The 13,907-nt window shown below is 65.8% G+C and carries 11 protein-coding genes; 8 read left to right on the top strand and 3 right to left on the bottom strand.

Annotation, left to right across the window (positions count from 1 at the left end; all coding sequences use genetic code 11):
* A partial coding sequence (locus AVHM3334_RS13685; protein WP_284413090.1) for a type VI secretion system Vgr family protein occupies positions 1-1,450 on the bottom strand: 1,450 nt, incomplete at its 3' end.
* A 223-nt stretch (positions 1,451-1,673) separates the two neighbouring features.
* Between AVHM3334_RS13685 and AVHM3334_RS13690 the strand changes: the two genes are divergently transcribed.
* Both AVHM3334_RS13690 and AVHM3334_RS13695 read left to right on the top strand, forming a co-directional pair.
* Positions 1,674-2,327 carry an SGNH/GDSL hydrolase family protein gene (locus AVHM3334_RS13690; protein ID WP_284413092.1) on the top strand — a complete coding sequence of 218 codons (654 nt, stop codon included), beginning with the start codon at positions 1,674-1,676 and terminating at the stop codon, positions 2,325-2,327.
* 139 nt (positions 2,328-2,466) lie between these two features.
* Positions 2,467-3,285: an HDOD domain-containing protein gene (locus AVHM3334_RS13695; RefSeq protein WP_284413093.1), complete on the top strand. Its 819-nt coding sequence runs from the start codon at positions 2,467-2,469 to the stop codon at positions 3,283-3,285.
* 121 nt (positions 3,286-3,406) lie between these two features.
* Here the strand turns inward: AVHM3334_RS13695 and AVHM3334_RS13700 are convergent, their stop codons facing one another.
* Positions 3,407-4,759, bottom strand: coding sequence for a dicarboxylate/amino acid:cation symporter (locus AVHM3334_RS13700; protein WP_284413095.1), 1,353 nt, complete (start codon positions 4,757-4,759; stop codon positions 3,407-3,409).
* A 590-nt stretch (positions 4,760-5,349) separates the two neighbouring features.
* On the opposite strand from AVHM3334_RS13700, the gene urtA reads away from it, so the two are divergent.
* The 6 genes from urtA to AVHM3334_RS13730 all read left to right on the top strand — a co-directional run bounded on the left by urtA (position 5,350) and on the right by AVHM3334_RS13730 (position 13,188).
* Complete coding sequence (gene urtA / locus AVHM3334_RS13705; protein WP_284413097.1) at positions 5,350-6,612, top strand: urea ABC transporter substrate-binding protein; 1,263 nt, start codon at positions 5,350-5,352, stop codon at positions 6,610-6,612.
* A gap of 198 nt (positions 6,613-6,810) precedes the next feature.
* A complete protein-coding gene (urtB, locus tag AVHM3334_RS13710) occupies positions 6,811-8,388 on the top strand; it encodes an urea ABC transporter permease subunit UrtB (RefSeq protein WP_284413099.1) in 1,578 nt (525 codons plus the stop codon).
* A complete protein-coding gene (urtC, locus tag AVHM3334_RS13715) occupies positions 8,385-9,539 on the top strand; it encodes an urea ABC transporter permease subunit UrtC (RefSeq protein WP_284413101.1) in 1,155 nt (384 codons plus the stop codon). The genes urtB and urtC overlap by 4 nt, the downstream gene beginning before the upstream one ends.
* Entirely contained in the window at positions 9,536-10,411 is an 876-nt protein-coding gene (urtD, locus tag AVHM3334_RS13720; RefSeq protein WP_284413103.1) for an urea ABC transporter ATP-binding protein UrtD, read from the top strand. Before urtC ends, urtD begins: the two co-directional genes overlap by 4 nt.
* 737 nt (positions 10,412-11,148) lie before the next feature.
* Positions 11,149-11,853: an urea ABC transporter ATP-binding subunit UrtE gene (urtE, locus tag AVHM3334_RS13725; RefSeq protein WP_284413105.1), complete on the top strand. Its 705-nt coding sequence runs from the start codon at positions 11,149-11,151 to the stop codon at positions 11,851-11,853.
* A gap of 297 nt (positions 11,854-12,150) precedes the next feature.
* On the top strand, positions 12,151-13,188 hold the full coding sequence (locus tag AVHM3334_RS13730; RefSeq protein ID WP_284413107.1) for an adenylate/guanylate cyclase domain-containing protein: 1,038 nt from the start codon (positions 12,151-12,153) through the stop codon (positions 13,186-13,188).
* Between the two features lie 209 nt (positions 13,189-13,397).
* Here the strand turns inward: AVHM3334_RS13730 and AVHM3334_RS13735 are convergent, their stop codons facing one another.
* Positions 13,398-13,763 carry a hypothetical protein gene (locus AVHM3334_RS13735; protein ID WP_284413109.1) on the bottom strand — a complete coding sequence of 122 codons (366 nt, stop codon included), beginning with the start codon at positions 13,761-13,763 and terminating at the stop codon, positions 13,398-13,400.
* Positions 13,764-13,907: the final 144 nt, after the last annotated feature.

The raw sequence follows: 13,907 nt of genomic DNA on the forward strand, positions 1-13,907 counted from the left end.
CGCCGCCCTTGCTCGATTTGGTCTTGATACCCGACTGCGTGGCGTTGCCGGGCAGGCCCCAGGGAGGCATGTTGTCGGCGTTATAGACGCAGCCCAGGATGATGGGGTAGTCGGGATCGCCGTTCAAAAAATCGACGATCACCTCCATGCCGATGCGCGGGATGAACACGTTGCCGAACTGCGGCCCGGCCCAGGTGGAGGACACGCGCACCCAGCAGCTGGAGTTTTCGTTCATGGCGCCGATGCGGTCCCAGTGGAACTGCACCTTGACGCGGCCGTATTGGTCGGTCCAGATCTCCTCGCCCGGCGGGCCGACGACCACGGCCGTCTGCGGACCCGTGGTGCGGGGCCGGGGCGTGGCGACGACGGGGCGGTAGGGCATGGCGGTGGGATGCACCTCCATCGAAAAGCGCTGGATGGAGCCGCCCTGGGTCTGGCCCACGCCATTGAGGCCCTGGCTGGCCTGGGCGTTTTCTTCCAGGTAGTACTCCACCGACACCACCAGGTACTGCTGGTTCTGGTCTTCGCGCGGGTAGTTGTCCAGCACGATGGTGTAGCCGGGGGCGATGCTGCGTTTGTTCAGCCTGGCCTGGGCGCGGTGGTGGCCGGCAAGGCCGGTTTCCATCTGCAGCCGGGTGTAGGTCTCGCCATCGGAAAACTCGGTGTAGCCACCCGGCCATTCATACATCTCGTAGCTGTCGTGCGCGTGGCCAGGAGGCGACTGGCGCATGTCGGACAGGTCGGCACGGGGTTTTTTGAAGTCGTAGTCGTTCAGGTAGGCGCGCCCGGGCTGCACGGCCTGGCCCATGTGCCAGGAAAAGATGTGTTCCCGGTCTGCCAGCGCGGTCTTTCCCGGCGGATGGAAGGGAATGACATGGCCGCCCGGCAGCGGGCTGTGCGAGCCCATCACGTCGTCGGCAAACACCAGCGTGTGGCTGCCGGCCTGGTGTTCGAAATACCAGTAAATGCCTTCCGATTCGCACAGCCGCGCAATGAACGCGAAATCGGTTTCATGGTATTGAACCGTGTAGGGCCGCACACGATAAGCCCGCGAGAGCTTTTTCTGCATCGGCTGCCCATATTTCTGCAGCACGTTTTCGACGATATCCGGGACGGTCATTTCCTGGAAGATCTTGAAATCGCTGCGCCGCGTGGCAAGCCAGAGCCAGGGTCGCAGCACCAGCCGGTAGGAGTAATTGGACGAGGTGTCCTGGCCCTGCATTCCAAAACCCGTGGCAATGCCGTCCAGATACCGCCTTCCCAGCCCCTCGGTTTCCACCACCACCGTGCTGCCCAGGCCCAGCAAGGCTTTCGGGTCGATGCTCCTGCTCTTGGAGATCAGGTCGATCTCGAATTCAAACAACCCGGACAGCGCCTCGCTTCCTTTCAATTGCCTGAATTGCAGCGCCTCTCCCAAAGGCGTTTGAATTGTTACGCGGCGATTGGTCATGCGAAAAAATGTTTCTGAGCGTTGAATCGGGTCCGAATTATGCAGTGCCGTTTTCAGTGACAGCGCACGCCGTTTGTGCAGCGCAACACCCTAATTGCATCCAGATGTATTTCATTGATGGATGCTTCGTGCCGGTTGTGATTTACGCCGCGTTGTGGTGGACTGCGGGGCGCCCGATGGCACCTTTTTTTGAACGCCTCGCCATCACAACGAAGGGATATCGATGAGCGCAGTTTTCGGACCGCAGCGGACCTGCTCTGTGGAACTCAATGGCGACAGCATTCTTTTCGGGTTCGACCCGGCCTCGGCGACCGGGCGGCATGCGCAGACCCCGGCGCAGCGCATCGTTTTCAAGCGGCCGGGCTGGGTGGTCGATGACCGGACTGCCGCGGGCCTCAGGGTGTATGACCTGGTGCGGGGCTACGAGGAACCCTTCGAAGGCGCTCCGCCCAACCTCTTTCCGCGTGGCCCGCAGGGGCCTTTCGACACCGAACCCCATGCCTCGCGGATCGTGGTCTTCCAGGCCGGTGTGAACGACCATGCCCGCCCGGGCTTCGATCTGGAGCAATTCGAGGCGGATTACCGCGGCCTGATCCGGGTGGCTCGCTCGCTGGGGCGCGCTGCCGTGGTCACGGGCCTCACGCCCGTATCGGACAAGATCTTCGGCCCCGAGGCGCTGGCCACCATGCACGCGATCAACGGGGTGATCCACCAGGTGGCCACCGACACCCGTACCCTGCATGCCCGATGGGATTCGATGCCGTTTTCGGTCGATGCGGATACGACCGATGGCATTCACCCGACGCAGGCCGCCTCCAACCGGCTGGCCGACCGCCTGACGGCCACGCTCGACCGCGCCTTTCGCCTCGGGGCTTGATTCGTGTCTGCGTTGCCAAACCGGCACAAACCCGGGGGCTGGTGAATTCCCTGCCCGGCAGGGGGCAAGACGGTGATACAAAAACACCAGCGGGCTGGAAGGCCGGTCTGCACGCAACCCCACGAAAAGGTCTTCTCGCATGCCCGCACTCGCCGCTTTCCTTCAGGAGGTCAAGCTGCCCACCATGCCCGAGGTGGCCCACAGCCTGATCCAGACCCTGCACGACGACGACATTCCCTTCGAGAAGGTGCGAACGGCCATCTCCAAGGATCCGTCGCTCACCGCCAAGCTGGTCCGCATGGCCAACAGCGCACGCTTCGGGCTGCCGCGCCAGGTGTCCTCGCTGGACGATGCCATCAACATGGTCGGGCTCAACCAGGTGCGCACGCTGGCCCTGGCGGCGTGCATGACCGGCTCGTTCGCCGATGCGCCGGGCGTGGACCGGCAGGAGTTCTGGAAGGAAAGCATGGCCTGCGCCGGCTACGCGCAATGGCTGGCGCGGGCCCTGGGCACCGATGTGCAGCAATCGTGGCTGACCGGCTTCATGGTGCGGCTGGGCGAACTCATCATCGCGCAGAAGGCGCCGCGCGAGATCGTCGAGATCGAACGCCTGCCCCATCTGCCCGGCGGCCGCTGGCAGCGCGAGCAGAGCCTGCTGGGCTTCACGGAGGGGCAGATCACCGCCGAACTGGCGCGGCAGTGGAGGTTTCCGGACGAGGTGGTGCGCGCGCTGGAAACCGCGTCCGACCCGCTGGCCAGTCCGTCGTTCTGCCGGCTGGGGGCCATCGTGCACGTGGCCACGCTGCTGGCCGAGATCGCCGTAGGCCCCAAGGCGACGCTGGCCGAAACGATCGGCGCCCTGCCGGACGAACTGCTGCAGGCGCTGCAGCTCGACCCCGGCTGGCTGGCCGACCATCTGCCGGACCCGGCCGTGTTCACCGACACTTCGGCGTTGTAGCCGCCTGCATCCCGACGACAGCCCCCAATGAAAAAGGCCGGCGAAAGCCGGCCTGATGGGATGGGTGACACCCGAGGGGGTGGGGCGGCAGCGCGTGCCGCCCTGAAGCCTTGGCGGCACTTCAGCGGGGGCCGCTCGTGTCCATGCGCTCGGTCTTGGCGTCCAGCAGCACCTCGGGGGCGTCGGCGTCCACCCAGTTGGGATCGTTCAGGCGCTGCTTGAGCTTGTTCTCGTCGAGGTCGCCGGTCCATTTGGCGACCACGATGGTGGCCACGCCGTTGCCCACCAGATTGGTGAGCGCGCGCGCCTCCGACATGAAGCGGTCGATGCCCAGGATGAGGGCCAGTCCCGCCACCGGCACATGGCCCACCGCGGACAGCGACGCTGCCAGCACGATGAAGCCGCTGCCCGTGATGCCGGCCGCGCCCTTGGAGGTGAGCAGCAGCACCAGCAGCAGCGTGATCTGGTGCGTGATGTCCAGCGGCGTGTTCGTGGCCTGCGCGATGAACACCGCGGCCATGGTCAGGTAGATGGACGTGCCGTCCAGGTTGAACGAGTAGCCGGTGGGAATGACCAGGCCCACGGTGGTCTTCTTGGCGCCCAGGTTCTCCATCTTTTCCATCATGCGCGGCAGCACCGATTCGCTGGACGACGTGCCCAGCACGATCAGCAGCTCTTCCTTGATGTACTTGATGAACTTCCAGATCGAGAAGCCGTGAAAGCGCGCAATCGAGCCCAGCACGATGAAGATGAACAGCAGGCAGGTCAGGTAGAACGAGCCCATCAGCTTGCCCAGCGACAGCAGCGAACCCACGCCGTACTTGCCGATGGTGAACGACATGGCGCCGAACGCTCCGATGGGCGCCACCTTCATGATGTAGCCCACGATGGTGAACAGCACGTGCGAGGTCTTCTCGATGAAGTCGAACACCAGCGTGCCGCGGCCGCCGAAGCGGTGCAGCGCGAAGCCGAACATCACGGCGATCAGCAGCACCTGCAGGATCTCGCCCTTGGCGAACGCATCGACCACCGTGGTGGGGATGACGTTCATCAGGAAGTCGGTGGTCGTGCCCATCTTGCCGGGCGCGGTGTAGGCGGCGATCGACTTGGTGTCGATGGTGGACGCATCCACGTTCATGCCGGCGCCGGGCTGCAGCACGTTGACCACGATCAGGCCGATGACCAGTGCGACCGTGCTCAAGATTTCGAAATACAGAAGCGCCAGGCCGCCGGTGCGGCCGACCTTCTTCATGTCTTCCATGCCCGCGATGCCGATCACCACGGTGCAGAAGATGATCGGCGCGATGATCATCTTGATCAGCTTGATGAAGCCGTCGCCCAGCGGTTTCATCTGTTCGCCCAGCGCTGGGTAGAAGTGCCCCAGCAGCACGCCGACGACGACGGCGAACAGCACCTGGAGGTACAGCGAGCGGTAGAAGGGCTTCTTGCGAGGGAGAGTGCTTGTCTCTTGCATGGGTTCTGCGCGTACCGTCGCCAGCAGCGCTCGTTTTTGAAGGTGGGTGAATGTATCTCTAGTCAAGGCCGTTTCGATTGTGGAAAGCCACATTCTGGAAACTACTTACGAATTTCGCCACTCGCCCCGTTTCGAGAAAATGCTTGCGGGCGCAAGAGAGCGCAGGACTCCGCTTCGGTGAACGAAGGGGGCCTTCTGCAGGCCGTACTGGTGAGCGCACCGGCGCCGTCGTCAGCCGCGTGACAGCCTCCGGTGGGCACTGCTCGCCGGCACCCAGAGGCGCATGCATGGCTTCAGCGGGCCGGGCACTGAGCCTGGTGCGCAGGGGAATCGCATGAAATTAGGCTCCAGCGCAATGAATACGGCGGTGTATAGCTATTTATTTGATAGCAATGGAGCGTGGGCCTGTTTGCCACCCGGCCATTCGTTCGAAGCCCGCGTGCCCGCCAGCCCGAGCCCCCCGCGTACGCCACTTGGCGTATTGGCGGCGCGGGGTGCGGTCTCCAGAATCCATTCCATCGACCGATCACAGGCCCCGTCCGGGGCCCCGGGCGAAGCGGTTTGACCCCCATCCATTGGAGATGCACCCCATGCAACGTCGTTACTCTCTCAAGGCCCTCGCGGCCGTCGCCACGCTGGCGGGCCTGTCGGCACTGCCGGCCCATGCCGCCGACACCATCAAGGTCGGCGTGCTGCACAGCCTGTCGGGCACCATGGCGATTTCGGAGACCGTGCTGAAAGACACGGTGCTCATGGCCATCGACGAGATCAACGCCAAGGGTGGCGTGCTCGGCAAGAAGCTGGAACCCGTGGTGGTGGACCCGGCCTCCAACTGGCCCCTGTTCGCGGAGAAGACCAAGCAGCTGCTGGGCCAGGACAAGGTTTCGGTCATCTTCGGCTGCTGGACCTCGGTGAGCCGCAAGTCGGTGCTGCCCGTGGTCGAGGAAATGAACGGCCTGCTGTTCTACCCCGTGCAGTACGAAGGCGAAGAGCTGTCCAAGAACGTGTTCTACACCGGCGCCGCGCCCAACCAGCAGGCCATTCCCGCGGTGGACTACCTGATGAGCAAGGACGGCGGCGGTGCCAAGCGCTGGGTGCTGCTGGGCACCGACTACGTGTACCCCCGCACCACCAACAAGATCCTGCGCGCCTACCTGAAGTCCAAGGGCGTGAAGGACAGCGACATCGACGAGAAGTACACCCCCTTCGGCCATGCCGACTACCAGACCATCGTGGCCGACATCAAGAAGTTCAGCCAGGGCGGCAAGACGGCGGTGGTCTCCACCATCAACGGCGACTCCAACGTGCCGTTCTACAAGGAACTGGGCAACGCGGGCCTGAAGGCCAAGGACGTGCCGGTCGTCGCCTTCTCGGTGGGCGAGGAAGAGCTGCGCGGCGTGGACACCAAGCCGCTCGTGGGCCACCTGGCGGCATGGAACTACTTCATGTCCATCAAGAACCCCACCAACACCGCTTTCATCAAGCAGTGGAGCGACTATGCCAAGGCCAAGAAGATCCCCGGCCACATGGACAAGCCGCTGACCAACGATCCGATGGAGGCCACCTACATCGGCATCCACATGTGGAAGCAGGCCGTCGAGAAGGCCAAGAGCACCGATGTGGACAAGGTCATCGCCGCCATGGCCGGCCAGACCTTCCAGGCGCCCAGCGGCATCGTGAGCAAGATGGACGAGAAGAACCACCACCTGCACAAGAGCGTGTTCATCGGCGAGATCAAGGCCGATGGCCAGTTCAACGTGGTGTGGAAGACGCCCGGCCCGGTCAAGGCCAAGCCGTGGAGCCCGTACATCGAAGGCAACGACAAGAAGAAGGACGAGCCGCAAGGGAAGTGACACCCCCCTGAGGCGCTGCTCGCCTTCACCCCTCCTTCTCTCGCTGCGCTGCGCTGCGCGGGAGGGGGGACGACGCCAGCGGCCCGGCAAAGCCGGTTCCGCGGCGTCTGCTGGCTTCGGGCCGCGCGGGTGCACGTGGCATGACGAAGCAGTCCGTGATCGCAATCCTTTCTTGTTCGTGACGACCTTCCCCTCACCATGCTTCCCACCTTCTTTCACCGCCTGATCGCCTGCCTGCTGCTGTGTGCGGCGGTGCAGGCGCACGCGCTCACGCCGCAGGCCGCGCGGGCCATGGCGGCGGGCGATACCGACGAGCGCATCGCCGCGCTGCAGCAGGCCACGGCCACGCCCGACGATGCGACGCTGGCGTTCATCCGCGCCATGGCCGACGACGCGGTCAAGATCGCGGGCGACCGGGCCATCGTGTTGAAGGACGGCAAGGGACTGGACCCCGCCACCGGCGCCCAGGTGCCGGTGCCCGACGATGCAGAGGACATCGTCAACAACAACCGCATGCGCGGCGAGTTCGACGCGGCGCTGGCCTCGCTGCAGCTGCTGTCGCCCGATGCGGCCCAGCGCCGCGCCGCCATCGAGTCGCTCAAGGAAGAGACCGACGCCGCGCGCCTGCCCCTCATCGAAAAGGCCCTGGCCGCCGAGAAGGACGCCGGCCTGCGCGGCCGGCTCGAAGCCATTCGCGCGCGGGTGCTGCTGGCCAGCAGCGATGCGGGCCACCGCCTGGAAGCCGCCCAGCACCTGGCGGCCAGCGGCAACCCCGCCACGCGCACCGTGCTGCTGGAGCAGTTGCGCCAGGAGGCCGACCCGAAGGTCAAGGCCGCCATCCAGTCCGCGCTGGCCTCGGTGGAAGGCCGGCTGCAGTGGGGCGAAAAGCTCGCCGCGCTGTTCTCGGGCGTGAGCCTGGGGTCCATCCTGCTGCTCGTGGCGCTGGGCCTGGCCATCACCTACGGGCTGATGGGCGTCATCAACATGGCGCACGGCGAGCTGATGATGATCGGCGCCTATGCCACCTACGTGATGCAGGGCCTGTTCCAGAAGTACCTGCCCGGCGCCTTCGACTGGTATCTGGTGGCCGCCGTGCCCGCCGCGTTCTGCGCCTCGGCACTGATGGGCGCGGTGCTGGAGCGCAGCGTGATCCGCTTCCTCTATGGCCGGCCGCTGGAGACGCTGCTGGCCACCTGGGGCATCAGCCTGATGCTGCAGCAGCTCGTGCGCACCGTGTTCGGCGCGCAGAACGTGGGCGTGGAAAACCCCGCGTGGATGAGCGGCGGCGTGCAGCTCATGGACAACCTGCAACTGCCCTGGAACCGCGTGATCATCGTGGCGTTCGCCTTCGCGGTGCTGGGCGGCGTGGCCTACCTCATCGGCCGCACGCGGCTGGGCCTGTTCGTGCGCGGCGTCACGCAGAACCGCCCCATCGCCTCGTGCATGGGCGTCAATACCGCCCGCGTGGACACCTATGCCTTCGCGCTGGGCTCCGGCATCGCCGGCCTGGCCGGCTGCGCCCTGAGCCAGGTCGGCAACGTGGGGCCCGACCTGGGCCAGGGCTACATCGTCGATTCGTTCATGGTGGTGGTGCTGGGCGGCGTGGGCCAGCTGGCCGGCACCGTGTACGCGGCGCTGGGCCTGGGCGTGCTCAACAAATTCCTCGAAGGCTGGACGGGCGCCGTGCTGGCCAAGATCGCGGTGCTGGTCTTCATCATCGTCTTCATCCAGAAGCGCCCGCAAGGCATCTTCGCCATGAAAGGGCGTGAAGCATGAACGCCACGACCCGTCTTCCGATGGCCTTGCCCGGCGCCGCGCCGCTGCTCACCCGCTCCGGCTGGTCGGCCTTCATCGCCGCGCTGATCGCCGTGTGCGCCGTGGCGCCCGCTCTCAACCTGTGGCTGCCCGCCGGCAGCCCGCTGCACCTGTCCGACTATGCGGTGGCGCTGCTCGGCAAGATCATGTGCTACGCCATCTGCGCGCTGGCCATGGACCTCATCTGGGGCTACACCGGCATCCTGAGCCTGGGCCACGGCCTGTTCTTCGCGCTGGGGGGCTACGTGATGGGCATGTACCTCATGCGCCAGATCGGCCGCGACGGCAACTACCAGAGCGACCTGCCCGACTTCATGGTGTTCCTGGACTGGAAGGAGCTGCCCTGGCACTGGGCGCTGTCGGACAGCTTCATCGCCACGCTGGTTCTCGTCGTGGCCGTGCCGGGGCTGGTGGCCTTCGTGTTCGGCTACTTCGCCTTCCGCTCGCGCATCAAGGGCGTGTATTTCTCGATCATCACGCAGGCCATGACGTACGCCGCCATGCTGCTGTTCTTTCGCAACGAGACGGGCTTCGGCGGCAACAACGGCTTCACCGATTTCAAGCGCATCCTGGGGCAGCCGATCGCCACGCAGAACATGCGCATGCTGCTCTTCGTGCTCACGGGGCTGGCGCTGCTGGGCGCGTTCCTGCTGGGGCGCTGGCTGGTGCGCAGCAAATTCGGCCGCGTGCTTCAGGCGGTGCGCGATGCGGAAACGCGCGTCATGTTCTCGGGCTACTCGCCGCTGCCCTACAAGCTCACCATCTGGACCATCAGCGCCATGATGTGCGGCGTGGCCGGCGCGCTGTACGTGCCGCAGGTCGGCATCATCAACCCGGGCGAAATGAGCGCCGCCAACTCCATCGAAATCGCCGTGTGGGCGGCGGTGGGCGGGCGCGCGACGCTCATCGGCCCCATCGTGGGCGCCTTTCTGGTGAACGGCGCCAAGAGCTGGCTCACCGTGACCGCGCCGGAGTTCTGGCTGTACTTTCTGGGCGCGCTGTTCATCGCCGTCACCCTGTTCTTGCCGCAAGGCGTGGTGGGCCTGCTGCGCAAGCCGGGCGGCGCCATCGACGGGGTCAAACGCCTGCTGCGGAAAGGCGGTGCGCGATGACCCCCGACCTGATGGAAGCGGGCGCGCACCGCCTGAAGGCCCCCGCCCGATTCGCCCCCACCGGCCAGACCGAATCGGACGGACGCGCCGCCGGCTTCTCGCGCGTGGCCGTGCCCGGCGAGGTGGACGTGGTCCACGGCCGCATCCTGTACCTGGAAGACGTGCACGTGAGCTTCGACGGCTTCAAGGCCATCAACGGCCTGAACCTGGACATCGCCCCCGGCGAACTGCGCTGCGTGATCGGCCCCAACGGCGCGGGCAAGACCACGATGATGGACATCATCACCGGCAAGACCCGCCCGGACCGGGGCACCGTGTTCTTCGGCAGCACCATCGACCTGCTGCGGCACAACGAGCCGGAGATCGCAGGGCTGGGCATCGGCCGCAAGTTCCAAAAGCCCACGGTGTTCGAGCAGCTCACCGTGTTCGAGAACCTGGAGCTGGCGTTGAAGACGCACAAGGGCGTGGCGTCGAGCCTGTTCTTTCGCCTCGACTCCGCCCAGGCGGACCGGCTGGCCGAGGTGCTGCACACCATCCACCTGGCCGATAGCGTGTCGCGCATGGCGGGGAACCTGAGCCACGGGCAAAAGCAGTGGCTGGAGATCGGCATGCTGCTGATGCAGGACCCCAAGCTGCTGCTGCTGGACGAGCCGGTGGCGGGGATGACCGACGAGGAGACGGCGCGGACCGCGGAGCTGTTCCTGACGCTGAAGGGGCGGCATTCGCTGATGGTGGTGGAGCATGACATGTCGTTCATCCGGACGATTTCGGAGAAGGTGACTGTTTTGTGCGATGGGGCGGTGTTGGCGGAGGGGACGTTGGATCAGGTGCAGGGGGATGAGAGGGTGATTGAGGTTTATTTGGGGCGGTGAGGCCGTGAGCTTTTTTGCAAAGTTGCTTGCTGGTTACGTTCCGGGGCCGGGTCTCGGCCCGGCGGCCGAGGTACTTTTCTTTGCTTCGCCAAAGAAACGTACCCAAAAGAAAGGCGACCCTACTGTCCGTGTCCCCTGCGCTGCGCTCCGGGGCAACCTGCGGTGCTCGCGGTTGGCGGGGTCCGCGCAAACTCGCTTCACTGCGTTGCGCTCAGACAGCGCGCGGCCCTTTTTCCGCCAGCCGCTGCGCTCCTCGGCACGGCCAGAAGGGAACCCTGCAGTCCGACATCCCACACGGGCCATCGCTGCGCTCGGCCAGGTGTGCGCGGCGCAACGCGCTCGCGCACCGAGGGCCGAGCGAAGCAATGGCCCGCCTGCTGAGTGCCCTTCTGGGTGCGCCGAGGAGCGCAGGGTGCGGGGTGGGCAGGTGTGCCGCAGGACACACCTGCTTCGTGAACTGACTCGCCGTGGCTGTCCGAGCGCAGCGCGCAGCGCGAAGCGAGTTCCACGGCGCACCCCGCACCCGAGCACCACAGGTTGCCCGAAGCGCAGCGCAGGGACGCACCCAGCAGGGTCGCCTTTTCTTTGCTTACTTTCTTTTGGCGAAGCAAAAGAAAGTGAGTGCGCCGCCGGGCGCATACCCCGGCCCCGGAACACAATCATCCAAAAGCTACAAAAACAATAGCAACAAGGCCAATCAACACTAGGGCATCAAACCCAAAAGACATCAAAAACCCATGCTCACCGTCCAAAACCTCCACCAGTACTACGGCGGCTCCCACATCCTGCGGGACGTGAGCCTCACCGCCTCCCCAGGCCAAGTCACCGTCCTCCTGGGCCGCAACGGCGTCGGCAAGACCACCCTGCTCAAAAGCCTCATGGGCCTCGTCCCCATCAAGAGCGGCACCATCACCTGGGAAGGCCACCCCATCCAGACCAAGACCCCCTACGACCGCGCCCGCGCAGGCATCGGCTTCGTCCCCCAGGGCCGCGAAATCTTCGGCCGCCTCACCGTCGAGGAAAACCTGCGCATGGGCCTGGCCTACCAGAGCGGCTCCACACCCATTCCCAGTCACCTGTATGAACTCTTTCCCGTGCTCAAGCAGATGCTCGGCCGCCGCGGCGGCGACCTGTCGGGCGGGCAGCAGCAGCAGCTCGCCATCGCGCGGGCACTGGCGCCCAGCCCGCGCCTGCTGATCCTGGACGAGCCCACCGAAGGCATCCAGCCCAGCATCATCAAAGACATCGGCCGCGTCATCCGCCAATTGGCCAGCGACGGGCTGGACGGGCACCCCGTGTCCATCCTGCTGTGCGAGCAGTACTACGACTTCGCCGAGGAGCTGGCCGACGAGTACCTCGTGATGGAGCGCGGCGAAGTCATCGCCCGGGGCCCGGGCAGCGAGATGCAGGCCAAGGGCATTCGCAACCTCGTGGCGATCTGAACCCCGGCCCTGGCCCTGCGGCGCCGCAGCGGCACCCGCAACAGCATCTTCATCCGCATCCCCGGTGGAGGAAACCAGCGCCTCCACAGGAGCTGCGTGAACGTACCGTGCAGTGGCGATGATGCCGCCGTGGGGGAGAATGGCTGCGCGCCTTGACCATGGCAACGCGGGCCCTCTATGCTTGCCGTGCGAGCGCCTGCCGCGCGGCGGCGTGCCGTCCCGCCCCGACTGCCGGGCAGGCCGGCGCGTCGCCCGCAGTTCCAAAAGGCCACCCCGAAGAGAAAGCACCGCGCTCCCATGTCCTCTTTTCCCCCTGGCGACTCCCCGGCAACCACCCCGCACGCGCTGACCTCCGCTTCGCCTTCTCTGCCATCCGCCGCCGGGCCGCACCTGCAGCCGCGCGAGGTGACCCTGCTGAAAATCGGCCTGCGCGACTTTTCCCAGATGGCGGCGCAGCTGCCGCCCGAGCAGTCCCTGCCGTGGGTGGAGCGCATCCTGGCCTGCCTGCACGGCGTGATGGCCCGCTACGGCGCCGAACTGGATCACCTGACGGGCGACGCGGGTGCCGTGGTCTTCGGGCTGAACGGTGGCGGCAGCCCGGCCGAAGACGACGTGCATCGCGCCGCCATGTGCGCCCTGGCCCTGCAGATGGCCGTGCGCGATTTGAACGACGCTTTTCTGCAGGACCGCCTGCCTTGCATCTACCTGGGCATCGGCATCGCTTGCGGTCCCGCGCTGGTGGGCGGCTTCGGCCGGCCGGCCGGTGTGCGCCAGTCGCCGGTGCTGCTGGGCGACGTGGTCATCGAGGCCCAGCAGCTGCGCGCCTTCGCCCTGCGCGGGCAGGTGCTGGTGAGCGAGGCGGTGTACCAGCGCTGCTGGAGCATGGCCTCCGTCGCGCCGCCCGTGCAGGTCTTCGTGAAGGGGCGCTCCGAGCCTTTGTCCATGCGCGAACTCGTCGCCGTCCCCAGCCGCAAGCTCAAGGTGCCGCGCCAGGAGTTCCGCCGCAGCCACCGCGTGGAGGCGCGCCTGCCGTGTACCTGGCAACGGGTGCAGGACGGCATGGTCATGCCCCACGCAGAGCCCTGCATCCTGCGCGACATGGGCTACCACGGCGCGCTGCTGGAACTGAGCGGCGCTGCGCCGCTGCTGCACGGGGAACTGCGGCTGTCGTTCGACCTGCCTCTCGTCCAATACCAGGCCCGCGATGTCTATGCCCGCGTCGTCACCCTCAAGCCAGCGGGCGACCAGGTGCTGGCGGGAGTGGAGTTCACCGCGACGAGCGCGGAGTTCGATGCGCGGGTGCAGCGGTTCGTGCAGGGGATGGTGGCGGGTTGAGCATCGGGTGATCCCAAAGAGGCCGCAGCCGGCAATTCATCCGCCGTCTTTGTCTTGGTCCAAAAGGTGGCCAAAACTCTGCGAAAGAAGATAAGGAACCATGGACCCCGCCACCCACCACCAGCTCGACTGCCAGTAGGCAATGGCCCAGCAAGCCCAGGCAAACCAGATCGTTGCCGTTTGAAGAGAGTCGGAGGGTTTCCGTTTGCTCATCGGGCGACCTTAACGCCGTTGAGTCCCCATCTCACATACACCAGGTAAGGAAGGATACGTGCCGTGCCCGCTGGCGTTGCCAGCATGATCGGAATCCGGGCCTGCGCTGCCACGATCAGATTGATGGGGCGCCCGATGCGCGCCATATAGACACCTGGGCCATAGATGCCATGGCGGGGGAAAGCGCTGGCTCGGATCACTCCGGTGCGCGCTATCCCTGCAGCACCGGCTGTCGTCGTGAAGTGAATCAGGTTCTTGGGCAGAGCGGCGAAGCCATAACCTGCTGTTCCGAGCGTGAGCGCGGTGGTTGGTGCTATTTCGGGTGTCCATAGCACCGCGACAGCGCCGGGGATGTGTGCCAATGGAGCCCACGGGCTCCTGGAGTTCACCGCGATGTTGGCCCAAGTTGGCCCAATACTGTGCCGCGTTGTCACCGGCCAGCGTCGAGGCCTGGTACAACTGCTGGAGTTGGAGGATGAACCGGCGCATCGGGCCTGGATCGGATA

Source organism: Acidovorax sp. SUPP3334 (assembly GCF_030159055.1).
Taxonomy (GTDB): Bacteria; Pseudomonadota; Gammaproteobacteria; order Burkholderiales; family Burkholderiaceae_C; genus Paracidovorax.

What these genes read in the sequence shown, in the direction of transcription:
- AVHM3334_RS13690 (WP_284413092.1), top strand. Translation starts at nt 1,674, where the DNA reads ATGAGCGCAGTTTTCGGACCGCAGCGGACCTGCTCTGTGGAACTCAAT.
- AVHM3334_RS13695 (WP_284413093.1), top strand. Translation starts at nt 2,467, where the DNA reads ATGCCCGCACTCGCCGCTTTCCTTCAGGAGGTCAAGCTGCCCACCATG.
- AVHM3334_RS13700 (WP_284413095.1), bottom strand. Translation starts at nt 4,759, where the DNA reads ATGCAAGAGACAAGCACTCTCCCTCGCAAGAAGCCCTTCTACCGCTCG.
- urtA (WP_284413097.1), top strand. Translation starts at nt 5,350, where the DNA reads ATGCAACGTCGTTACTCTCTCAAGGCCCTCGCGGCCGTCGCCACGCTG.
- urtB (WP_284413099.1), top strand. Translation starts at nt 6,811, where the DNA reads ATGCTTCCCACCTTCTTTCACCGCCTGATCGCCTGCCTGCTGCTGTGT.
- urtC (WP_284413101.1), top strand. Translation starts at nt 8,385, where the DNA reads ATGAACGCCACGACCCGTCTTCCGATGGCCTTGCCCGGCGCCGCGCCG.
- urtD (WP_284413103.1), top strand. Translation starts at nt 9,536, where the DNA reads ATGACCCCCGACCTGATGGAAGCGGGCGCGCACCGCCTGAAGGCCCCC.
- urtE (WP_284413105.1), top strand. Translation starts at nt 11,149, where the DNA reads ATGCTCACCGTCCAAAACCTCCACCAGTACTACGGCGGCTCCCACATC.
- AVHM3334_RS13730 (WP_284413107.1), top strand. Translation starts at nt 12,151, where the DNA reads ATGTCCTCTTTTCCCCCTGGCGACTCCCCGGCAACCACCCCGCACGCG.